The 21424-nt window shown below is 72.4% G+C and carries 19 protein-coding genes and 2 tRNA genes; 18 read left to right on the plus strand and 3 right to left on the minus strand.

Annotation, left to right across the window (positions count from 1 at the left end):
* Positions 1 to 141 precede the first annotated feature (141 nt).
* From AAD528_RS07890 to AAD528_RS07925, 8 genes are all read left to right on the plus strand, one after another.
* Positions 142 to 1158: a hypothetical protein gene (locus AAD528_RS07890; protein WP_345751525.1), complete on the plus strand. Its 1017-nt coding sequence runs from the start codon at positions 142 to 144 to the stop codon at positions 1156 to 1158.
* 45 nt (positions 1159 to 1203) lie between these two features.
* Positions 1204 to 1995, plus strand: a complete 792-nt coding sequence (locus AAD528_RS07895) for an inositol monophosphatase family protein (RefSeq protein ID WP_345751526.1) — start codon at positions 1204 to 1206, stop codon at positions 1993 to 1995.
* 257 nt (positions 1996 to 2252) lie between these two features.
* Positions 2253 to 3458 carry a M23 family metallopeptidase gene (locus AAD528_RS07900; protein ID WP_345751527.1) on the plus strand — a complete coding sequence of 402 codons (1206 nt, stop codon included), beginning with the start codon at positions 2253 to 2255 and terminating at the stop codon, positions 3456 to 3458.
* 81 nt (positions 3459 to 3539) lie between these two features.
* A tRNA-Thr gene (locus AAD528_RS07905) sits at positions 3540 to 3611 on the plus strand.
* A gap of 27 nt (positions 3612 to 3638) precedes the next feature.
* Positions 3639 to 3712: transfer RNA gene (locus AAD528_RS07910), tRNA-Met, on the plus strand.
* Between the two features lie 393 nt (positions 3713 to 4105).
* Positions 4106 to 4375 (plus strand): hypothetical protein, encoded by a 270-nt coding sequence (locus AAD528_RS07915; protein ID WP_345751528.1) that lies wholly within the window; start codon positions 4106 to 4108, stop codon positions 4373 to 4375.
* Entirely contained in the window at positions 4372 to 4602 is a 231-nt protein-coding gene (locus AAD528_RS07920) for a hypothetical protein (protein WP_345751529.1), read from the plus strand. Before AAD528_RS07915 ends, AAD528_RS07920 begins: the two co-directional genes overlap by 4 nt.
* A gap of 26 nt (positions 4603 to 4628) precedes the next feature.
* Positions 4629 to 5408, plus strand: coding sequence for a thioesterase family protein (locus AAD528_RS07925; RefSeq protein ID WP_345751530.1), 780 nt, complete (start codon positions 4629 to 4631; stop codon positions 5406 to 5408).
* Between the two features lie 16 nt (positions 5409 to 5424).
* Here AAD528_RS07925 and AAD528_RS07930 read toward each other — a convergent pair whose 3' ends face one another.
* Entirely contained in the window at positions 5425 to 5991 is a 567-nt protein-coding gene (locus tag AAD528_RS07930) for a hypothetical protein (RefSeq protein WP_345751531.1), read from the minus strand.
* A 12-nt stretch (positions 5992 to 6003) separates the two neighbouring features.
* On the minus strand, positions 6004 to 7152 hold the full coding sequence (locus AAD528_RS07935) for a zinc-dependent alcohol dehydrogenase (RefSeq protein WP_345751532.1): 1149 nt from the start codon (positions 7150 to 7152) through the stop codon (positions 6004 to 6006).
* A gap of 147 nt (positions 7153 to 7299) precedes the next feature.
* Here AAD528_RS07935 and AAD528_RS07940 point away from each other — a divergent pair, with 147 nt between their 5' ends.
* The 7 genes from AAD528_RS07940 (at position 7300) to AAD528_RS07970 (ending at position 18703) form a co-directional block, all read left to right on the plus strand.
* Entirely contained in the window at positions 7300 to 9924 is a 2625-nt protein-coding gene (locus tag AAD528_RS07940; protein ID WP_345751533.1) for a helix-turn-helix transcriptional regulator, read from the plus strand.
* A 192-nt stretch (positions 9925 to 10116) separates the two neighbouring features.
* Entirely contained in the window at positions 10117 to 13038 is a 2922-nt protein-coding gene (locus tag AAD528_RS07945; RefSeq protein ID WP_345751534.1) for a right-handed parallel beta-helix repeat-containing protein, read from the plus strand.
* 30 nt (positions 13039 to 13068) lie between these two features.
* Positions 13069 to 13716, plus strand: coding sequence for a hypothetical protein (locus AAD528_RS07950; protein ID WP_345751535.1), 648 nt, complete (start codon positions 13069 to 13071; stop codon positions 13714 to 13716).
* Positions 13716 to 14696: a hypothetical protein gene (locus tag AAD528_RS07955; protein ID WP_345751536.1), complete on the plus strand. Its 981-nt coding sequence runs from the start codon at positions 13716 to 13718 to the stop codon at positions 14694 to 14696. The genes AAD528_RS07950 and AAD528_RS07955 overlap by 1 nt, the downstream gene beginning before the upstream one ends.
* 385 nt (positions 14697 to 15081) lie before the next feature.
* The gene (locus tag AAD528_RS07960; RefSeq protein ID WP_345751537.1) at positions 15082 to 15804 is read left to right on the plus strand and encodes an alternate-type signal peptide domain-containing protein; all 723 of its coding nucleotides are present in this window, start codon (positions 15082 to 15084) and stop codon (positions 15802 to 15804) included.
* Positions 15805 to 15922: 118 nt separating this feature from the next.
* A complete protein-coding gene (locus AAD528_RS07965; RefSeq protein ID WP_345751538.1) occupies positions 15923 to 17857 on the plus strand; it encodes a signal peptidase I in 1935 nt (644 codons plus the stop codon).
* A gap of 42 nt (positions 17858 to 17899) precedes the next feature.
* A complete protein-coding gene (locus tag AAD528_RS07970) occupies positions 17900 to 18703 on the plus strand; it encodes a sulfite exporter TauE/SafE family protein (RefSeq protein WP_345751539.1) in 804 nt (267 codons plus the stop codon).
* A gap of 37 nt (positions 18704 to 18740) precedes the next feature.
* Here the strand turns inward: AAD528_RS07970 and AAD528_RS07975 are convergent, their stop codons facing one another.
* The gene (locus AAD528_RS07975) at positions 18741 to 19220 is read right to left on the minus strand and encodes an FBP domain-containing protein (RefSeq protein WP_345751540.1); all 480 of its coding nucleotides are present in this window, start codon (positions 19218 to 19220) and stop codon (positions 18741 to 18743) included.
* A 200-nt stretch (positions 19221 to 19420) separates the two neighbouring features.
* Between AAD528_RS07975 and AAD528_RS07980 the strand changes: the two genes are divergently transcribed.
* The 3 genes from AAD528_RS07980 to AAD528_RS07990 are packed head-to-tail and all read left to right on the plus strand — an operon-like array spanning position 19421 to position 21407.
* Positions 19421 to 19867, plus strand: a complete 447-nt coding sequence (locus AAD528_RS07980; protein ID WP_345751541.1) for an FAS1-like dehydratase domain-containing protein — start codon at positions 19421 to 19423, stop codon at positions 19865 to 19867.
* Positions 19864 to 20268 carry a MaoC/PaaZ C-terminal domain-containing protein gene (locus tag AAD528_RS07985; protein ID WP_345751542.1) on the plus strand — a complete coding sequence of 135 codons (405 nt, stop codon included), beginning with the start codon at positions 19864 to 19866 and terminating at the stop codon, positions 20266 to 20268. Before AAD528_RS07980 ends, AAD528_RS07985 begins: the two co-directional genes overlap by 4 nt.
* The gene (locus AAD528_RS07990; protein WP_345751543.1) at positions 20268 to 21407 is read left to right on the plus strand and encodes a UDP-N-acetylmuramate dehydrogenase; all 1140 of its coding nucleotides are present in this window, start codon (positions 20268 to 20270) and stop codon (positions 21405 to 21407) included. Before AAD528_RS07985 ends, AAD528_RS07990 begins: the two co-directional genes overlap by 1 nt.
* The last annotated feature ends 17 nt before the right edge of the window (positions 21408 to 21424 follow it).

A 21424-nucleotide genomic window follows, 5' to 3' on the forward strand; every position in this document is an offset into this window, starting at 1 on the left:
CTCACTTGCCACCCCGGACGAAGCCCCCAGGATCACCCTGGGGGCTTCGCCATCTCCCCCCTCGCGATCCTGTCGGTCGGCGCATCCTGCGTGCCAGGATGATCCCGCGGACCGCGGGGTCCGCGAGGAGAGGGGATCTCGATGTCGACTCCGAACGGCGCACCGCACGATCCGGCACCGCAGCACGTGCCGCCGCATCAGGAGACCCAGTTCCCACCGCAGCCACAGACACCCGCCGGGGGTCTGTCCGAGCAACCCGATCCGGAGCGGATGTCGAAGGTGCTGCGCGGCGCCCTCTGGATCGCCATCGGGGCGCTGATCGCCGCCGCCGTCGTGTGCGTCGTGTGGGTGCTGATCGGCCCGCAGGGCAACGAGCTCGTCGGACGCGCGTTCCTCACGATCGTGCTGCTCGCCGGCTTCTCGGGGTGCGTCCTGATGGAGGCGGGGATGGCCGACCGGCGGCCGAGCTGGCTCGTGCTGGCGAGCATGATCGGCTGGGTGCTGGTGCTGCTCGTCGGCGCCGTCAAGATCTGGACGCCGTTCCCCGTGATCGAGGGCGCGTACACCGACTTCAACGTCGTCGAGCGGATCTGGCACCTGATCCTCGCGATCGGCCTCGTTCAGCTCGCCGTGTGGACGCAGCACTTCCTCTGGAAGTCGCACCAGCGCCACGTCACGACGTTCACGCGCGCGATCGCGATCACGACCACCGTGCTCACGGCTGCGCTCGTGCTGCTCCTGCTGTTCTACCTGGCGTTCACCGACACGTTCGAGTTCCACGAGCTCTACTGGCGGATCGTCGTGGCGCTCGCGATCCTTGTGGTGGTCGGCACCCTGATGATCCCGCTGCTGAACGCCCTCTTTGCGCCCAAGAGACCGCGTCCAGTCGGTCCCACGCAGCCGCCGGCCGGCCCCGGAGGGCCGCAGCCTGTACAGCAGCAGTGGCCCACGTACGTCGACGGACGCACGCCGCTCCCGGTCCTGCCGGACGGATCGCCGGACTGGAACGCGTTCTACACGGGCGTGCCGACGGGGTACCAGGCGCCGCCCGAGTACGCGCCTCCGCGGGAGGCCCCCGCGCCGGCGTACCCGCCCGTGCCGCCGCGGCCCCCGCTGCCGCCGTACCCGGGAGAGCCCGGCCAGAGGCCGCCCCGGTGACCCCTGGGGCGCGGACTCCACCCGCGTCGCCGGTACCGTGAGGGCATGACGTCGCCGCTCGAGCTCCAGGACCTCGCTGTCGAGATCGCGACGGAGGCGGGCGAGCTCGCCCGCCGTCGCCGGACCGAGGGCGTCGCGATCGCGGCCTCGAAGTCGACCCTCGCCGACATCGTCACGGAGGCCGATCGCGAGGTCGAGGCGCTCATCCGCTCTCGCCTTGCCGTGGCGCGTCCGGATGACGGCTTCCTCGGCGAGGAGTCGGGCGACGCGGAGGGGACGAGCGGGATCACGTGGGTCGTCGATCCGATCGACGGCACCGTCAACTACGCGTTCGGCATGCCCTCCTACGCCGTGAGCATCGCGGCCGTGACCGGATCGCGGAACCCGGGGGAGTGGCGCGCGCTGGCCGGTGCCGTCCGCGCGCCGTCGTTCGGCGAGACCTTCCGGGCGGCCACGGGGGAGGGCGCGTGGCTCGACGACCGCCGCCTGTCGGTGACGACGGATGCCCCGGCGGGCGCCCTGATCGGCACGGGACTCGGCTACGACCCCCGCACGCACGCGGGCGACCTCGAGACGCTGTCGCGCGTCATGCCGCTGGCGCGCGACATCCGTCGGATCGGCGCCGCGTCGCTCGACCTGGCGTTCGTCGCGGCCGGCCGCCTCGACGCGTACTTCGAGCGCGGCCTGCAGCCCTGGGACATCGCGGCCGGGCGGCTGCTCGTGGACGAGGCGGGCGGCCGCTCGGGATGGTTTGAACCGGACGAATTCGGTCGCTCCATGGCGATCGTCGCGGGCCCGGAACTGTACGAGCGCCTGCGCGAGCGCATCCTCGGCTGAGAAGGGATTGCCTCGCTGCGCGGACGCGGTGAGCTCCTCCCGCCGAGCGGGAAGATCGCACATGGCGTTTTCAGCACTAAGGGGATAGTGTTTATCCAATCGTTACTCTGTCACCCGAGACGGAATGACGGCTCCCGTACTGACGCGCCGCCCCCCGCGATGCACTTCGTGGCGCCTACCCGAAAGTCCTTTCTGTGCCCTTCGACGTCTCTCCGGCTGAGTCCGCGCCCACGCGCCGCTCACGCCGCGTCGCGGCTGTGCGCCCTGCCCCCGAGGCGCCGCTGACGCGGCGCGAGCGCCGCGCGCTCGCGCCCCAGAACGCGATGCATGCCCCCGAGCCGCTTCCCGACGTGCTCGCCGAGTCCGCTCCGGCCGTCGTCGTGACGCCCGTCGTCCACGCGACGCGTCGGTCGTCGCGCGCGGTGTCGGTGCCGCCCGTGCCGGTGCCCGCCGGGCCGGTGCTGCACGTCACCCTGCCGTCTGCGGAGGCCGCGCCGCTCGCCGCCGAGGAGCCGGTGGTCGAGGTCATCGAAGCCGCGTCGACGACGACCGCGCCGGACGAGCCCGTCGACCTGTTCATCGAGGCCGCTCGCGCCCTCAACTTCACGGGCGAGACCCCTCTCGCCGCATCGGATGAGCCGCGTCCCGCGATGAAGCCCGCGGCACCGCGCAGCAGCACCCCCCGCACGCGCCACTCGGGCGTCCGCCGCGTCGCGACGCTGACGGCCTCGATCGGAGCGTTCGGCGTCGTCGGCCTGCTCGCCGTCGGCATGACGACCCCGTTCTCGGCGCTCGCGTCGACCAAGAGCGCTTCGGCGCCCGGCACGTCCATTGCCGCGGGCGCCGACGACGACGACATCCAGGCCTTCGTCGCTCCGGCCCAGGTCGAGAACGCGCAGATCGAGCGCTCGAGCGGGTACGAGGCGACCACGTTCGCCGAGATGGCCGAGGTCTCGGGCATCAACACGGCCGGCGCCTTCTACGTCAACGACCCGACGGCCGACATCCAGTGGCCCATCGTCGTGGGCACGAGCAAGTCGTTCGGCTTCGGCCAGCGCTGGGGGCGCCTGCACGAGGGCATCGACTTCACCCCGGGCGCGGGCGCGCCGGTGCAGGCGATCGCCGGGGGCACGGTGCGCATCGGCTCGTACGGCGCCTACGGCAACAACGTCTACATCGACCACGTCATCGACGGCCAGAGGATCACGAGCCACTACGCGCACATGCAGGACGGCTCGATCCGCGTCACCGAGGGGCAGCACGTCGAGGTCGGCGATGTCATCGGCCTCGTGGGCAACACGGGTCGCTCGTTCGGCGCGCACCTGCACTTCGAGCTGCGCCTTCCGAGCAACCAGTCGATCGACCCGCTGCCCTGGCTGCAGGAGCACGCCGGCGTCCACTTCCCCAAGGAGGAGGACGCCGCGGAGGCGGGCAGTGTGGCAGGCGAGGCCGACGGCGAGTGAGACTCGCGCGGGCGGGCGCTCGGTTCGAGTCCCGGCCGTGAGGATGATATCCTCGTGTGGTTGCCCCGGCGTGGGTGGCACGCCCCGATAGCTCAGTGGCAGAGCACTTCCATGGTAAGGAAGGGGTCGTCAGTTCAATCCTGACTCGGGGCTCTCCGCATCTCGCGACCGAGATGCGATGGCAGGGTAGCTCAGTTGGTGAGAGCGCACGACTCATAATCGTGAGGTCGCGGGTTCAAGCCCCGCTCCTGCTACAGATAAGGCCCTCGCTCCGGCGAGGGCCTTACGCGTTCCCGAGGGCGTCTGCTGGCTACGTCGGAGCCGGACTGCGGCCCCCGGCCTATCGTTCGCTCAAGATCGCGTGAAGCGTCTCAGACAGCGGGATCGAGGGGTTCCGCGGGCGGGTCATGCTGCGCCAGCATGAGGCGCGGCGCGAGATCCCCGCGCGCCGTGTGCACAGACGACCTGCGCTGTCCCAGGCGCGGTCGACGAGAGAGACGAGCGGCCCAGCCCATGCCCTTCACCCGCACGAACGCCATCGCCCCGATCCGCCCCGTCGTCGAACGCGGCGCAGCCCGCGCCTAGCGCCCCGGGCGCGGGGCGGCAACCCCCTGCGTTCGCCGCCCTCTCCGTTGCATCGTGAGGACATGAGCGACAGCACTGCGGGCATCCCCGAGAGCGGGGCGAACGGGAAGGGTCTCCCCGAGGAGAATGACGCCGCTGGGCCGGATGGCCCTCACGCGGCGGGCGACACCTTGGGCGGCGCCGAGACACCGACCGGCAACGATGGCACGATGGGCGCCGACGCGCCGGCGGGCGACGCCTCCCTCGCGGACGGCGACCCGGACGCGGCGGCGTTGCCGGATGGCGCCGACGCGCCGAGCGAGGTTTATGGCGAAGACGAGGTCGGAACGTGACCGCGCGCGAGGAACGACGAGACCCCGATGGCGAGGCCGCGCGCCTGGACCACGAGGACGCCGACCGCCTCGCGATCGAGCACGGCGAGACCGACTTCGCCGGCTTCGCGGAGCCGGCCGGGGACGACCGTCCCACCACGCCCACCGAGGAGGCGGCGCTGAGCGAGCGCGACCTCGGGGAGGGCGACGTGCCGGAGGACGACCGGTCGCGTCCCCGTCCATCGTGAGCGGCTGCCGCTGACAGAATGACCGGATGAGCGACGGCGCGTACTACCTCCCCGAGTCCGCGTCGAGGTTCCGCCCGACGCAGCACGTCGGCGGCGGGTGGAATCCGGATGAGCAGCATGTCGCGCCGGGCATGGGACTGCTCGCGCATGCGATCGAGAGGGATCGCGACGCGCGGCGCGACGACGGACTGCGGCTGACACGGTTCTCCTGCGAGATCCTCGGCACGATGCCGCTGGAGACGGTCGATGTGTCCGTCACCGTGCTGCGCGCGGGCCGCACGATCGAGCTCGTCGAGGCCCGGCTCGGGCAGGACGGACGCACGTCCCTGATCGCCCGCGCCTGGCTCGCCCAGGCATTCGACACAGCGCGCTTCGCGGGTACGCCGCTGCCGACGGTCCCGCCGCTCGACGAGGTGCCGGAATGGGACGCCACGGCGCGGTGGCCCGGCGGATTCGTGGCGTCGATGGAGGCCCGGCGCATCGAGCACGAGCCGGGACGCGCCACCTTCTGGATGCGGCCGCGGTTCGGTCTCATCCAGGGAGTGCCCGTGAGTCCGGTCGCCCGGCTGCTCGGCATCGTCGACCTCGCGAACGGCGTCACTCCGCGCGCGGCGTCGGACGACGTCGTCTACCCCAATCTGGATCTCGCGGCCCACCTGATCCGGGCGCCCCGCGGCGAGTGGATCGGCTTCGACACCACCGTGTCGTTCGGGCCGGATGGCGCGGGCGTCACGATGAGCGTGCTCCACGACGAGGACGGTCCGGTCGGCACGGTGACGCAGGGCCTCACGGTCCGCCCGCGCTGATCATCCGGGACAGGTGTCAGCGTCGCCCGAGCGCCTTGCGCGCGAGTGCGATCACGCCCCACGCGGCGAGCAGCCAGGGACCGGCGACCAGGATCGGGTCCAGCCATTGGTGCTTCACGTCCGCGCGTCCGCGACCGAGCCGCGACGTGATCCCGTGGCGGCGCCGCTCGCTGAGCACCCCGGTCTCGGCGAGGGGATTGTCCGGGTGGCCGGTGAAGAGCGAGGCGAGGCTGCTCTCCACGGCGTCCACGCGGTCGCCCAGGAGGAGCAGCAGCCAGTGCGCCGCGCGGCCCTCGCTGAACCGGGCGTAGGCGAAGCGTCGGATGGCACCCGACACGCCGTGCAGGGGAGCGGACGTCCCGAACACGGGAGTCAGCCGCGCGTGCTCGATCGACCGCTCCCGCGGTGTGCGCTCCGGCTGCTGCTCGGGTTCCTCCCAGTGCGCCCCGGTCTCGCCGGGCGCGTAGCGCTGCTTGGGGTAGGACGGGCGATCGGCGGGGTCCAGATCGGCGCCCCAGCCGGGAATGCGGGCGCGCAGCTCCGCGGCCGACCAGTGCCTCGGGTCTTCGGCGGTGTACGGCATGTCGTTCTCCTCTCAGGCCGCGCTCGGCACGATCACGGGCTTGATGCAGCCGTCGAGCTTGGCCGAGAAGATGTGGTACCCCTCGGCGATGTCTTCGAGCGGCAGCCGGTGCGTGATGATCTCGCTCGGCTTGAGGTACCCGTTCCTGATGTGCTCGAGCAGGCGCGGCCACTGCCGCTTCACCGGGCACTGGTTCATCCGGAGCGTGAGTCCCTTGTTCATCGCGTCGCCGAACTTCACCGCCGAGAACATCGGCCCGTACGCTCCCATCACCGACACGTTGCCGCCCTTGCGCACCGAATCGATGGCCCAGTTCAGCGCGATGGGCGAGCCGCCCTGCAGCTTGAGCTTCGCCGCCGTGATGTGCTGGGTGAGGTTTCCGTCGGCCTCGGCCCCCACGGCGTCGATCGCGACGTCGGCGCCGAGGTGATCCGTGGCCTTCTTCAGCGCCACGACGATGTCGTCGTACTCGCCGAAGTGCATCGTCTCGGCGTGCGCGAACTCGCGCGCCTTGGCGAGGCGGTTCTCGAGGTGATCCACCACGATCACGCGCCCCGCGCCCATGAGCCATGACGACTTGGCCGCGAACAGGCCTACGGGACCGGCGCCGAACACGACGACCGTGTCGCCCTCCGCGATGTCGCCGAGCTGCGCGCCGAAGTAGCCCGTGGGCAGCGCGTCCGTCAGCATGAGCGCGTCCTCGTCGTCCAGCCAGTCCGGGATGACGCTGGGCCCGACATCCGCGAACGGCACGCGCACGTACTCGGCCTGGCCGCCGTCGTACCCGCCGCACGTGTGCGAGTACCCGTAGATGCCGCCGATCGCCGTGGCGTTCGGGTTGACGTTGTGGCAGTTCGAGTACAGGCCGCGCGCGCAGAACCAGCACGATCCGCAGTACACGTTGAACGGCACTATGACGCGGTCGCCGACCTGCAGGCTCTGCACCGACGATCCGACCTCCTCGACCACGCCGATGAACTCATGGCCGAACGTCGTCCCGATCCGGGTGTCGGGCATCATGCCGTGGTAGAGATGCAGGTCGGATCCGCAGATCGCGGCGCGCGTGACCCGCACGATCGCGTCGTTCGGATGCTCGATCGGCGGGATGTCCTTCTCCTCCACCCGCACCCGGAACGGACCCCGGTACACCATCGCCTTCATCTGCGCCCCTCTCTCGCATTGACCCGGACAGCGTCCTTCGGCGTCTCGAGCGCCTCAACCCGCTTGCCATCCGCCTCGGATTGTGCAGTCGGGCGGAGGGTCCGAGCGGCGCTCGCGGCCCGCGCGCCCGTGAGTAGTGTGAGCGCCATGTCGGAGTCCTTGTTCGCAGACCTGCGGGACGACGCGGTGGAGTACCTGCGGTCCGGCGTGAGCGTGAGCCTGTCCGGGCTGCCCGGCAGCGGGCGCAGCGCGCTGCTGCGCGCCGTGGTGGAGCAGATCGCCGGGGCGGGTTGGGAGACGGTGGAGATCCACGGCAGCCCCGCCCTGCGCTCGAGGCCGCTCGAGGCGCTCGCGGTGGCCGGCCTGCTCGACAGCCGGGCCCCGGGCGCGGGAACGCCCGTGTCGACCGCGGTCGCGGCCCTCCACCGCGCGATCGCGGGAGAGCGCACCGTGCTCGTCATCGACGATGCGGACCTGATGGACGAGACCTCGGCGGGCGCCATCGTCGCCGCGCTGCATGATCGCCCGGTGCCGCTGCTGTCGTCCACCGTGATCGCGCGCATCGTCCCGGAGTTCTCGCTCGCCGCCTTCGTGCGACCAGGAGTGCGCCTGGTGATGCCGCCGCTCGCCTTCGGCGACGCGACCGAGCTGATCGAGCAGCTGTGCGGGGGACCGGTCGCGGTCGAGACCGCGGCCCGCATCCACGCCAAGTCGGGTGGGCTGCCGGGGCTCATGGAGGCGATCATCGACAACGGCCTGCGCGAGGGGCTCATCGCCGAGCGCGGCGGCATGTGGCGAGGTGCTCCCACGATGTGGTCGCCCCGGCTGGCCGGCGTCGTGGAGCCGTTCCTGCAGGGGCTCGCGCCCTCGCAGCTCGATGCGCTGCTGAAGCTGTCCCTCGTCGGGGCCGTCGACGTGAGCGTCGCCCGGCAGCTGGTCGCGTGGGGCGACGTCGAAGCCCTCGACGAACGCGGTCTGCTCGCATTCGCATCGGCCGACGGCGCGGTCACGCTGAGCGTGTACCCGCCGCTGCTGTCGGAGCATCTGAGCCGCGACCGGATGGGTGCCCGCCGCATGCGCGTGCTCGACGAGATCGATGCGACGCTCGCGGATCGACGTGCACCGGATCGCCCGCGTCCGCCGATCGCGCCCGGCGCGCTCGATGCGGCGGGACAGGGGGGATACCTGCCGCGCCGGGGTCTCGGCAGGCCCGCGACCGAGGACGCCGAGAATCGCAGCTCGCTCGATGCGACGCTGAACCGGATGGTCTACGAGCGCCTCACGGCCGAGTCGCTCGTGCGCAAGGCCGAGTGGCAGCGGCGGCAGGACGCGCCCGCGGCGATCGCGTACGCGGTCTCGCTGATGGCGCTGGGCGGCGACCGCGGCGAGATCGACTCGGTGCTCGCGACGCCGTCGGCGCGATGCGACGAGAAGGATCGTGCGCTGCTCTCCGTCTGGCGTGCCCTCGTCCTCGCGTCGGCTCCGGGAGGCATGGACCGCGCCCGCGCCTTCCTCGCCGCCGAGCGCGAACACGCCGGGGAATGGGCGGGCCTGCTGGACGCGAACCTCGCGCATCTCGCGTACGTGTACGAGGCGACGGACCCGGACGAACCGCTGCCGGAGCCCCCCGACGGGGCACCGCCGATGGTCGCGGGCACGATCCGGACAGTGCGCGCCGAGCAGCTGCTCGCGCTCGGTCGCCCGGCGGCGGCGCTGGACGAGCTCGACCTGATCGATGACGAGGACCCTTCGCTCCTGCAGGGGGCCGCACCGCTCCGGACGCTCGCGCTCGTGCTCGCGGGCGATCTGCTCGCCGCCGAGGAGGAGGCACGCGGGCGCTTCGACGAGGGCATCTCCCGACTCGATCCCGACGCCATCACCGCATACGGCTACGCGCTCGCGCTGATTCTCGTGCTGCGGGGCGATGACGCGAGCCTGCGCGACCACGTCGGCATCCTGCTCTCGGTCGGCTACACGCCCCTTCGCCACAGTCACTTCCACCTCGGCGCACTCGTGGCCGCGGGTCGCGTGGCGGCGGGGATCGGTCGAAAGGCCACGGCGCGCTCCATCGCCGACCAGGCCGACCGTGTGGTGCCGACGATCGGCCCGCTTCCGCTGATGACCTCGATCCAGGCGCGCGCGCACGCGCGCCTGGCGGCGGGCGACGCGCCGCCCGCCGTCGCCGGGGACCTGTGGGCGGCGGCCGAGGAGGCGGTGGGCCGCGGGTACGCGGTCAACGCGCTGATGCTCGCCGTGCGCTGCCTCGAGCTGGACCCGGACCGCTCGCGCGTCGACCGGATGAGCGAGTGGGGCGCGGGCGCGGAACCGGGCGGCCTCGCGGGCGTGCTCGTCGAGTACGGACGTGCCCTCGCCGGATCGGCTGTGGCCGAGATGCTGCCGGTGGCCGACGAGCTCGCCCGGCTCGGGTACGCGGGCTGGTCGATCCGGGTGCAGATCGCGGCGGCCGCCCTCGCATCACGAACCGGCGAGGCCGACGACGCCGAGATCGCCCGGCGCGTGCGCGAGCAGGCCGAACGGCTCGGAGGCGCGTACCCCGCGCTCGTCCGGCCCCTGCTGCAGGAGCACGCGCTCACCGCTCGGGAGCGCGAGATCGCACAGCTCGCGGCCCAGGGGATGAGCAACGGCGAGATCGCCAGGAAGCTCGTCGTCAGCACGCGCACGGTCGAGAACCACCTGTACCGCGTGTTCCAGAAGCTGCGGGTCGAGGGGCGTCACCAGCTCGCTGCGGCTCTCGAGGGCACCGCGTCGTAGGCGGCCGGCCTACTCAGACCGCTTCGCGCCGAGCGGCTCCGGTGGCCGAGCGCCACTCAGGCGCGCCCGCTGCGCCACTGCACCGGACGCGGGCGCCCGCGCGTGCGCGGAACCCGGCATTGGATGGGTATCGGCCGCACCCGGCCGAGAACTCGACAGCCCCCCGCACACGGGGCAGGAGCGCACACACCCATGGACATCCTTCACACCCGCCGCGATCTCCGCCGCAGCCGTCGACGCACGCGCCTCCTGGCCGCAGGGGCGATCGCCGCGGTCTCCGCGGTGGCCTCGATCCTCGTCCCCGTCGTGCTCGCGTCTCCCGCGTCCGCCGTGACGAACATCGTCGTCGACTCGCTCGAGTGGGGTGGCGAGGACGCCGCCCCGGGCGACGGCGCCTGCGCCACGGCCGACACGCTGCTGGCCGATCCGGAGTGCACGCTGCGCGCCGCGATCGAGGAGTCGAACGCGCTCGCCCTCGGGGCGGGCGAGGTGCTGATCACCGTCGACGAGAGCATCCCGGTGGGCAGTCGGCTGGGGGACATCCCGAACGTCAACGCCGACAAGATGATCACCACGCGCATCACCGCCCAGGACGCCTACGGGGCGTACTTCCACGTCACGTCGCCCGTCACGATCGACCTCGGGCACCGCATCCAGGTGAACGGCTCGGTCACGCTGCTGGGCGCGGGAAGCGACTCCTACGAGGCCGCGGCGTTCTACCTCGACGGGCCCGACATCACCGTCCAGAACGCCGACATGGTGCTCTCGCCGGGCTCGTCGTTCGTGATCGGTCCCGACGCCGAGCGCGTCGTCATCGACGGCGACACGGGCGGCGGCAAGGGCGTCGTCGCCACGACCGCGAACTACAGCCCCGAGCGCTTCGTCGTGTTCCGCGAGGGGGTCAGCGACGTGACGGTGCGCGACTACGAGGTGTCGGGCTACTACGACAGCACCGTCGACGGCGGGATCTTCGTCTTCGACAGCTACGATCCGGATCAGGCGATGCGCGACATCGTCATCGAGCACGTGGACGTGCTCTACTCGAGCGGCACGACGTGCAGCGCCAGCAACGGATCCGGCTGCCGGACGCGGCTCACCAACTTCTGGCGTGACACTGCCGGCCCCACGTGGACGGACAACACGATCGACGGACTGACGTTCCGCCACATGCGGGTCGAGAACATGACGGGGCAGTACGCGTTTCAGCTCGGCTCCCCCGGAAACCTGACGGGCAGCAACTCCGCCGACATCACCGACCTGGTCATCGAGGACAACGTGTTCACGGACAACCAGGGCTACGGCACGGGTCGCGACTACGCGTTCATCACGCTGCCGTACGGAGACCGCCTGCACGGCACCAGCACGATCGCACGCAACACGTTCGTGCGGGCCGAGAGCGGCAACACGTTCGCGATCGCGCGGTACGGCGCCGAGTCCGCATCCTCGGTGGTCCCGTCGGGCCTGACCGTGGCGGACAACCACTTCGACGGCTACAGCGACGTCACGATCCGGCTGCAGAAGACGGGTCTGGTCACGGTCGAGGGCAACACCTTCGGCACGCGCACGGCGTCGCAGGCGGCCCCGGGCACGGCGGAGGAGACCTCCGACACGCGGGTGATGCTGGACAACTACGACGACTCCGCGAACGAGGCCGTCCAGACCTGGACCCCCTCTGGGGCCGCGGCCGTCCCGCAGGGGGCGATCCCACAGGGCGCGCTGCGCGTGGAGCCGCCGGCGTCGACGCTTCCCGTGTGCACGGCGGTCGTCGATGCGACCGAGCCGGCGCCGTCCGGCGAGACGACGGCCGCGGCGGAGCCCGTCACTCTTCAGCTGTACTGGACCGCCGGGGACACCGCCGAGGTCCATCTCGGCGAGGTGAGGGACGTTCCCGGCGGCAGCGCGAAGCTGGCGTTCTCGCTGCCGGTGGGGGCCGTGACCCTGCCGAACGGCACCGCGCAGGCGGTGGACCCCGTCACGGGCGTCGTCTCCGGCTTCGTGCGGCTGCAGACGCAGGTCGAGGGCCTCGGGCAGCTCGAGTCGTCCCAGTACTCCCGTGTCGTTCCCGTGACGGGCAACTGCCGTCCCGCGCTCACCCTGAATCAGGCCGACGGTCAGCACGACCCCACCCTGGGCCGGGACCTCCACTTCACGCTCACCAGCTCGATCCCGCTGGACGCGGCGACCGTCACCCCGGCGGCGTTCCAGGCGACGGCGAGCGCCACGGCGGACACGATCGACGCGTCCCGACTCGACGTGCGGGTCGTCCGCGTCGACCCCGTGGCCGGCAGCGACGGCATGTCCTTCGACGTCGTCGTGCGGGTGGACGACTCCGCGGATGTGACCATCGCGCTTGCCGCGGACCGGGTCGCCTCCCCGAGCGGACTCACGAACAAGGATGCGGCCTCGAGCACGGATGCGCGGATCGCCTTCGTGAACCCGCTTCAGGTCGATCCCGCGGCGTTCGACCTGGTCGCGGGCGAGCCTCACGGCCGGACGTTCACGCTGCGGCTCAGGGCCGGTGCACCGGAGCCGACGGCGGACCTGGCGTTCGCCACCGTCATCGCGCAGCCGGAGGGCACGCCGGAGCTCCACACCTCCGCCGATCCCGTGATCGCCGCGCACGCCGACGAGTCCGACGTCGTCACCGTGACCGCCGATGCGGGCTCCGTGACCGCGGGCACCCACGTGACCATCTCGTTCACGGTCGCCTCCGACGACGCGAACTACGACGGTCTCGTCGTTCCCCGGGTGACGCCGAAGCTGTACGCGACGGATCCGGCGATCCAGATCGTCAAGAGCGCGTACGTCGATGTGACCGACGTCTCCACGCCCGAGGCCATCGAGGCGACGGGCACGCTCGCGCCGACCGGCGGACGGCTGCTCGACGGCCAGCTCGTGTACTTCGTGTACACCGTCACCAACCTGTCGCAGGATGACTGGGAGACGACGCTCACCGACATCACGGTGACCGATTCGGACGAGCGGCTGGGCGAGGACGGCGTCATCGGCACGATCCCTCAGCTGCGGCGCGGCGAATCCCTCAAGCTGTCCGCCTCGGGCGCCCTGATCCCGGAGGACACCACTCAGGCCGCTCCCGCCCCGGCGGGTGAGTGACCGCGCGAGCGGCACGCTGAAGGAGTGGACATGAAACTCACCGCACGACGCGCACCCTGGGTCGCGGCGGTCGGCGCGTTCGCCGGCACCGCGATCCTCGCCGGCGCCGTCACCTACGCGCTGTGGAGCGCCGCCGCGCCGTTCGCGACCGGGTCGATCACGGCCGGGGACCTCGACCTGACGGTCGGGGAGGCGACCTGGCGGCAGACCACGCCCGGCGTCGCCTCTCCCGCCTCGGGCGGGCTCGGCGAGACGCCGGCGGACTTCCTCTCGATGCCCGGCGACGAGGTGGAGATCCGCATCCCCGTCACGACCGAGCTGACCGGCGACAATCTCGTCGGCGCCCTGACCGTCGGCTTCGCCGATGCCGGCGTCGTCACCGACGGCGTGACCGCGACCTTCCACGTGGAGGACGGACACGGCGCGCAGGTGGCGCCGCTGTCGGGCGACGTCCCGCTCGGCGGGGCCGCATCGCCCGACCGCCTGGTCGGCTCCGATGCCGGCGTGACGTCCGAGTGGGTGCTGGTGGTCTCGGTCGAGGTCGGCGGCGACTACGTCTGGATGGCCCCGGATGCGGAGCAGCCCGACGAGGCCGGGCAGTGGACCGTGGGCGACCTGAGTGTGCGCCTCGAGCAGGTGCGCGCCGGCGACGGCCTCGCGGACCGAGGAGGTGCGTGATGACGATCCGGATGAGCCGCCGCGTGCGGCTCCTGGTGGGCGGTGCGGCCGCCGGGGCGATGGTCGGCGTGCTGTCCTGCGGGCTCGTGAGCGGCGCGCAGGCGCTGTGGGCGCTGAACCAGGTGCAGGAGACCGCCCCCGTGAACGAGGGCGCCGTGCAGTTCGGCGCGCAGCCGCTCGGCGACGTCGGTGCGGCGGAGTTCTCGGCCGACGGGGGCGCCGTGCACGTGCGTCTGCCGGGCACCGTGATCGCCCAGGTCGTCGGTCAGACGGGCGGAGGCTCCGGTCCCGTGATCTGGCGCTTCCAGGCACGCGGATGGGCCCAGGGCATCGCCGGCATCGACTTCGACGTCGCGCCGGTCGAGCAGGTCGCGAAGGACGGCTCGACGACCAGCCTGGCGGAGGGCCGCGGCCGCGCGAACACGCTGCTCGCGCGCTCGACGGCGAAGATCTATCCGGCCGCGGTGAACGGCGACTGCTCGCAGGTCCCGGAGACCCCCGAGGGCGACGCGCGCGACGTGATCGTGTACGAGGGCCGGGAACGCACGCTGCAGGAGCCCGAGGCGTACACGGGCGCGGAGACGGTGCAGGACTGGTGCGTCGCGATCGCATACGACGCCCCGCCGGACGGGCTGTACGTCAACGACGTCGCGGTCGATGCCACGGGCGACGACGGTCGCTCGATCAGCGGCCTCGACCGATGGGCGAGCGCCGTGGGCGTCCCGCCGTCGCTCGAGCCCGCGGGGGAGTACGTCAACAGCGCGGAGACCTCCGGCACGGGCGTGGACGGCTCCGAGGCGAGCGACGCCACCGAGTGGCGGTCGATGCTGTATCCCGACCCGTCCAACGAGCCCGATCTGGTGATCGCGCTGGATCCCCTCGTCACCACCACGCGTCCTGATGTCCGGGCGGGCGATCGCTACGTCCCGGCGCAGGTCTCCCGACCCGCCACCGAGCCGGAGGTTCCGGCGGAGGGATAGGGGCGCGACGGCGGCGGTCCCTGACGCCCCGAACGCCCCGGAGATGCGACCCGGTCTGTGTGCGGACCGGGTCGCATCGGCGTCTCCGGACGCCGTGGCGCCGGCATCCCGGGTGGCCCGGCCCTCGTCATACTCATGCACTCGCATGCATCCCCCATCCGCGCCGCCCGGGTACTCACTCGGCCCCGGATGGCTCGCTCAGGCCCGTCGACAGCTCGGATGTGCGCTCCTCCCGCTGGTTTCCTTGAAGTGTCGCGAGGGAAGAACCCCGGATGAGAGGGAAGATCCAGCTCGGATCCCTCGCCCCACGACTTCTCCCGGCGCCGCCGGAGAGACCGATTGAGAATCGCCTCGCGCAGAGGCAGCGGAAGGAAAGAAGAACACCATGGACACCAACGGCGCCACCGTCATCGTGACCGAGGAGCGCAAGCGTCGTCGCGGCCTGATCTGGGTCGGGCTCGGCGCGGTCGCGCTGCTGTCGGGCGGCTCGACGTTCGCCCTGTGGAGCGCCACCGACGCGTTCGCCGGCGGCGACATCACGGCCGGTGACCTGAACCTCGTCAACGCCGCGGACACCGCGTTCTACGACGTCACGCCCGGACGCGCGGACGGGAAGGCCGAGATCCCCGGCACCGACGGGTCGCAGCCGGGCCACACGATCGACGACGGCACGTGGCGCATCGTCCCCGGCGACATCGTCGCCGCGGCCTTCACGGCCGACGTGACGCTGGAGGGCGACAACCTCGTCGGCCGGCTCGCGATCGACGGCCTCGACGAGAGCGCCCTGGCCAACACCGGCATGACGTACACGTACGAGATCTATCAGGCCGGCACGAAGCTGATCGACGAGACCGCGCTGCCCGCCACGGGCGACGCCACGCTGCTGTACCTCTCGGCTCCGCAGACCGGCCAGGAGGCGGGCGTGCAGGACGCCGATGGCACCACCGTGTACGCGATGGCCGACGAGACCGAGGAGATCACGGTCGTCGTCTACGGCGAGTTCGATGAGGCGACCGCGGGCCGCGACCAGGCGACGGTCACCGACACGCTCGCCGGCACCGCGCTGACGCTCGAGCAGGTGCGCGACACCGGCACCCAGTTCGAGTGACCCAGACCGCCGCGGCGCCGGGATCCCCCTCCCGGCGCCGCGGCTCTGGCCATCCGGGCCCCAGGCCCTTCCCCCAGAACCTCCCGGCGCACCGCGCCGCACCCCCGAGGAGAACCCCATGACCACGCGAGCGAACGGCGGTCGCGCGCTGACGCGCGTCCCCACGCTGCACGACTCGCCCTGGCGGATCGCGGCTCACGCCGCGGCCGTCGCGGTCGGGGCGGCCCTCCTCGTGCTCGTCGTCGCGATCCTCGTGATCCCCCGCCTCGCCGGCGGCACCAGTCTCACCATCCTCACCGGCTCGATGGAGCCGAACCTCCGGCCCGGGGACGTCGTCGTCACCCGCGGCATCGACGAGGCCGACGTCTGCGCCGGCGTCGCGATCGGCGACATCATCACCTACCTCCCGCGCCCCGACGACCCCGCGCTCATCACGCACCGCGTGATCGGCAAGACGATCGGCACCTACGAGGACGGCACCGACTGCCGCCTGATCACGCAGGGCGATGCCAACAGCGCACCCGACGAGCCGGTCTCGCCCGCGCAGGTGCGCGGCGTCTTCCTCTACGGCGTGCCGCAGCTCGGCTGGCTGCGCAACTGGGTCGCCGACAACCAGATCGCCGTGATCATCGGCGCGCTCGTCGGGCTCGGCGCCCTGTGGATCTGGGACGGCATGCGCCCGCCCCGCACCCGGGTCATCACGACCGCCGCTCCCGCTGCAGGGTCGACGACCGGTCCCACGACGGCGGCGCCCCTCGCGGACGACCGCGAATACGACCTGCGCCTGCGCGAGCTGGCGATCCGGGAGCGCGAGGTCGCGGTCCGCGAGACGGAGATCGCGGTGCTGCTCGGAGTTCCCGCCGCGCTCACGACCGCTCCGGTCCGCCCCGACACCGACGTCCATGCCGACCCGCGCACGCGAGGCACTGAGCGAGCGGAGCGTGACGAAGTGAGCGACCGCATCGTCGTCGGGCCGGCGGGATCGGCGTGGTCCGAACCGCACCCCGCGTCCGGGGTGCGCGTGGCCGGCCTCAGCCGCAGCGGCCGCGCGCTCGCCGGGCTGCTGGCGCTCATCATCCTGCTCGTCGCCGCGTACGGCGTCGTCAGCGCCTCGGGCGCGACGGTGTTCGGCGCGGCGACCGGCGCGGACGTCCTCGGGGGAGGGTCCGTCCGCGCCGGATCCGGGGGCGCGTACCCCGTCGCGCCCGCCGAAGCGCCGGGGGCGGCGACGTCGGTCTCGGGGGAGACCGCCGCCGTCCCCGGTGACACCTCGTCCGGCGAGGCCGCGATCGTCGCCGCCTGGGACGGGCCGACGGTCCACCTCGACTGGCGCGGCGACGGCGTGGCGACCGCCGAGGCGAGCTTCGTCGGGGACCGCGTCGCCTCTCCCGGCGACCGCGTCGCGCGCGCGCTTCGGATCGGCAACGCCGGCCCGGCGGCGGCCGTGATGACCGTGTCGCTCGGCCTGGCCGAGGAGATCAACTCCGCCAACCCCGAGCTCGGCGAGCGCATCGAGCTGTTCTGGAGCGCGGGCGGCGTCGAGGGGGCGGCGACCTTCGCGCGGCTGCGCGCGCTCGACGACGGCGGGGCCGTCGTCGTCGCCGAGGTGAGGGTGCCGCAGGGCGCGGAGACGACCGTGACCATGGGCTTCGCGATGCCGGCGGATGTCGGCGACCAGGGGGCGCTGTCCTCCGACACCGTGCTCTCCTTCGATGTGATCGCCCGCATGCAGGGCGACACGGGCGAGCCCGCGGAGCCCGTCGCCGATGAGCTGCCGCCTCTCCTGGCCGTCACGGGATCCGACGCGGCGCTGCTGATCGGGCTCGCGGCGGTGGGCGGCCTCATCCTGCTGGCCGGGCTGATCTTCCTGTTCGCCCGTCGCGCGCGCCGCTGCGACCACTGCGGCGCCCGCATCGCGCGAGACGAGCCGTGGGTCACGCTGCACCGAGAGGACGGCCGCCGGCAGACGCTCTGCCTCGCCTGCGCGCCGACCGGCACGCTCGGCACGGGTGCGCGCGGGCCGGGTGCGCGCGGGCCGGGTGCGCGCGGCTGATCGCGTCCGCGGACGGGCGCGGCGAACGATAGCGTGGAGCCGATGATCGACGTGCTGCGCTCCCGCGGACCCCGGGCCCTGCTGACTTTTGCGGCCATCGGCCTCCTGTCCGGATTCCTGTCCGGCCTCTTCGGCGTGGGCGGGGGCACGGTGATCGTTCCGCTGCTGGTGATGCTCGCCGCCTTCGGCCAGAAGCTCGCCTCCGGCACCTCCTCGGCCGCGATCATCCCGACGGCCGCGGTCGGCGTCATCTCCTATGCCGTGCACGGCGACGTGGACTGGATCGCCGCGCTGCTGCTCGCCGCGGGCGCCGTCGTCGGCGCCCAGATCGGCACGCGGCTCCTGCACCGGCTGTCCGAGCCCGTGCTGCGGTGGATCTTCGTGGGCTTCCTCGTCGTGGTCATGATCAGCCTGTTCTTCGTCATCCCGTCGCGCGACGCCGTCCTGGAGCTGACGTTCTGGTCCGGCGCGGCGCTCGTGCTGACCGGCCTCGTCACCGGCGTGATGTCGGGACTCATCGGGGTCGGCGGCGGCATCATCGTCGTGCCGGTGCTGATCCTTTTGTTCGGCGCCAGCGACCTGGTCGCCAAGGGCACGTCGCTGCTGATGATGATCCCCACGACGATGTCCGGCACAATCGGCAACATCCGGCACAAGAACGTCGACCTGGTCGCCGGGCTCGGGATCGGCATCGCGGCGTGCCTCACGACGCCGCTGGGCGCGATCGTCGCGGGCGCGGTCGATCCGCAGGTCGCCAACCTCCTGTTCGTGATCTTCCTGATCGTCCTGACGATCCAGATGACCCAGCGCGCGATCCGGGCGGGCCGGAAGCCCAAGGGCGACTGACCCCGGCGGGAGCCCTTCACCGCTCGGGATGATCTGATCAGAGACCGCGGGCGAACGCGCGCACGTGCTCGCCCAGGCGACGGATGCGCTCCGCGCGCGCGGCCTCGCGATCGAAGCCCTCGTACGCCAGCGGCGGCAGCTTGCGCACGACCGCGGAGCAGCCGAAGTTCGCGCACACCAGCGTGCCGACGGTGTCGCCCTTCCGCCCGGCGGGCCCGGTCCTGCGCGCCGCGAAGAACTGCACGTCGTTCGTGAGCAGCACGTCGTCGCACCACGAGCACTGCGCCCGGGCGCTCGTTCGCTGCTCGGCCTGCTGCAGCAGCATGCCGACCGGGCGCCCATCCAGCTCGACGACCGCGTACGCGCGGCGCGGGAACTTCGGATCGGCCCAGCCGAGGTAGTCGAGGCGGTCCCAGGCGATTTCGGCGAACCCGGGGGGCAGCGAGAGGTCGGAGACCTCCTTGCGGCTGGCGTTGACGAAGGAGGCGCGGACGTCGCGCTCGGTGAGGGGAAGCATGGGGGTGTCCTTGAGGTGAGTGACTGAGAGAGAAGGAGGGAGTGGGCGCGCGTCAGCCCAAGCCGGCGCGAGCAGCGCCGACGACCTCCTCCGCCCCGATGGGGCCTCGAACTACCGGGAACACGTCCGCCACGATACCGCCCTGGGCCGACCGCATGGCGGGCGAGGTCGCCGTGAGGGGCGGTCGATAGGATGAGCCGGTGCCAGTGAATCCCGAACTGCAGGGGCGTGAGTTCCCGCCGACGCAGCCCTACCTGGTCGGACGCGAGAAGGTGCGCGAGTTCGCGCGCGCCGTGTTCGCCGACGCCCCCGAGCACCACGACCCCGAGGCCGCCCGCGCGCTGGGCTACGCCGACGTGGTCGCCCCGCCGACGTTCGCCATGGTGATCCAGGACCTGACGCTGCAGCAGCTGCTCGCCGAGCCGGACTCGGGCATCGCGCTCGAGCGCACGATCCACGCCAAGCAGAGCTTCCGCTGGACCCGGCCGATCGTCGCGGGCGACGAGGTCACCGGCCGGATCGCCGTCACGGGACTGCGCGCCATGGGCGCCGGCGCGATGGTCACGAGCGAGACCGAGATCACGGCCGCCGACGGCGGCCACATCGTGACCGCCACGTCCGTGCTGCTGATCGGAGGCGAGGAATGACCGAGCTGACCGTGGGCGACGTCGTCGCCGAGCGCACCGTCCACCTCACGCGCGAGTCGCTCGTGCGCTACGCGGGTGCGTCGGGCGACTTCAACCCGATCCACTACCGCGACGACGTCGCCGCGCGCGTGGGCCTCGACGGCGTGCTCGCGCACGGAATGCTCACGATGGGCCTTGCGGTCTCCACGATCGGGGAGTGGCTGGGAGACGCCGGCCGGATCCTCGAGTACGGCGTGAACTTCAGCAAGCCCGTCGTGGTCGACCCCGACGCGGGCGCCGACGTCCAGGTCACCGCCAAGATCGGCCAGGTCGACGACGAGACGGCGCGCATCGACCTCACGGTCACGGCCGCCGGCGCGACCGTGCTCGGCAAGGCGCAGGTGCGCGTCCGGAGGGCGTGATGCCCGAGGTCGCGCCGATCCCGCTGCGGGATCTCACGACGCTGCGCGTGGGCGGCGCGCCCGAGCGCATGATCGACGCGCGCACTCGCGACGAGCTGGTCGCGGCGCTGCGCGACGTCTGGGCGGATGCCGCCGAGCCCTGGTTGGTGCTCGGCGGGGGCTCCAACCTGCTCGCGGGCGACGAGCCGTTCCCGGGCACGGTGATCCGGATCCTGACGTCCGGCTTCGAGGAGGTGCCGGGCGCCCGCGACGGGTTCGCGCGGATCCGGATCGAGGCGGGCCAGAACTGGGACGAGCTGGTCGCGTGGAGCGTGGCTCAGGGGCTGAGCGGCATCGAGGCGATGTCGGGCATCCCGGGCACCGCCGGAGCGGCGCCGATCCAGAACGTCGGCGCGTACGGCCAGGAGATCGTGCAGACGCTCGTGGAGGTCGATCTCCTCGACGAGGAGACGGGAGACGTGTCCACGGTGCCCGCCGGCGAGCTGGGGCTCGGTCCCCGCACGTCCGTCCTCAAGCACCACTACGGATCGGTCGCCCCGCGCTCGGCCGTGGTGCTCTCGCTCACGCTCGACCTCGCGCGCGTGGGGCACGAGCCGCGCCCGGTGGCGGACGCGCGCCTGCGCTCGGCGCTGGGGCTCGCGCCGGATGCCGCGGTGTCGGTCGCGTGGATCCGCGACACCGTGCTCGCGATCCGCGCCGGCAAGGGCATGGTCCTGAGCGAGCCGGATCACGACACGCACAGCGCCGGATCGTTCTTCAACAACCCGATCGTGACGGAGGCGGTCGCGCGCACGCTCCCGGCCGAGTGCCCGCGCTGGCCGCTGACGCCGGCGATGGACGCGGTGTCGGTCATCCCGCTGTCGCAGTGGGACGGATACGTCCCGCCGCCGGCGCAGACCGAGACGCGGGTGAAGATCAGCGCCGCGTGGCTGATCGAGAACGCGGGGCTGCCGAAGGGCTTCGGCCTGCCGCGCTCGCGCGCCACGCTGTCGACCAAGCACACTCTCGCGCTGACCAACCGCGGGGGAGCGACGGCCGAAGAGGTCGCTGCGCTGGCGCGCTTCGTGCAGAGCCGCGTCGCCGCCGAGTTCGGCATCGTGCTGATGCCCGAGCCGGTGCTGGTGGGCGTCGAGCTGTAGCAGCGATAGCGTCGGCC

This window comes from Microbacterium rhizophilum (assembly GCF_039605615.1).
Classification (GTDB): Bacteria; Actinomycetota; Actinomycetes; order Actinomycetales; family Microbacteriaceae; genus Microbacterium; species Microbacterium rhizophilus.

What these genes read in the sequence shown, in the direction of transcription:
- AAD528_RS07890 (WP_345751525.1), top strand. Translation starts at nt 142, where the DNA reads ATGTCGACTCCGAACGGCGCACCGCACGATCCGGCACCGCAGCACGTG.
- AAD528_RS07895 (WP_345751526.1), top strand. Translation starts at nt 1,204, where the DNA reads ATGACGTCGCCGCTCGAGCTCCAGGACCTCGCTGTCGAGATCGCGACG.
- AAD528_RS07915 (WP_345751528.1), top strand. Translation starts at nt 4,106, where the DNA reads ATGAGCGACAGCACTGCGGGCATCCCCGAGAGCGGGGCGAACGGGAAG.
- AAD528_RS07925 (WP_345751530.1), top strand. Translation starts at nt 4,629, where the DNA reads ATGAGCGACGGCGCGTACTACCTCCCCGAGTCCGCGTCGAGGTTCCGC.
- AAD528_RS07930 (WP_345751531.1), bottom strand. Translation starts at nt 5,991, where the DNA reads ATGCCGTACACCGCCGAAGACCCGAGGCACTGGTCGGCCGCGGAGCTG.
- AAD528_RS07935 (WP_345751532.1), bottom strand. Translation starts at nt 7,152, where the DNA reads ATGAAGGCGATGGTGTACCGGGGTCCGTTCCGGGTGCGGGTGGAGGAG.
- AAD528_RS07940 (WP_345751533.1), top strand. Translation starts at nt 7,300, where the DNA reads ATGTCGGAGTCCTTGTTCGCAGACCTGCGGGACGACGCGGTGGAGTAC.
- AAD528_RS07945 (WP_345751534.1), top strand. Translation starts at nt 10,117, where the DNA reads ATGGACATCCTTCACACCCGCCGCGATCTCCGCCGCAGCCGTCGACGC.
- AAD528_RS07950 (WP_345751535.1), top strand. Translation starts at nt 13,069, where the DNA reads ATGAAACTCACCGCACGACGCGCACCCTGGGTCGCGGCGGTCGGCGCG.
- AAD528_RS07955 (WP_345751536.1), top strand. Translation starts at nt 13,716, where the DNA reads ATGACGATCCGGATGAGCCGCCGCGTGCGGCTCCTGGTGGGCGGTGCG.
- AAD528_RS07960 (WP_345751537.1), top strand. Translation starts at nt 15,082, where the DNA reads ATGGACACCAACGGCGCCACCGTCATCGTGACCGAGGAGCGCAAGCGT.
- AAD528_RS07965 (WP_345751538.1), top strand. Translation starts at nt 15,923, where the DNA reads ATGACCACGCGAGCGAACGGCGGTCGCGCGCTGACGCGCGTCCCCACG.
- AAD528_RS07970 (WP_345751539.1), top strand. Translation starts at nt 17,900, where the DNA reads ATGATCGACGTGCTGCGCTCCCGCGGACCCCGGGCCCTGCTGACTTTT.
- AAD528_RS07975 (WP_345751540.1), bottom strand. Translation starts at nt 19,220, where the DNA reads ATGCTTCCCCTCACCGAGCGCGACGTCCGCGCCTCCTTCGTCAACGCC.
- AAD528_RS07985 (WP_345751542.1), top strand. Translation starts at nt 19,864, where the DNA reads ATGACCGAGCTGACCGTGGGCGACGTCGTCGCCGAGCGCACCGTCCAC.
- AAD528_RS07990 (WP_345751543.1), top strand. Translation starts at nt 20,268, where the DNA reads ATGCCCGAGGTCGCGCCGATCCCGCTGCGGGATCTCACGACGCTGCGC.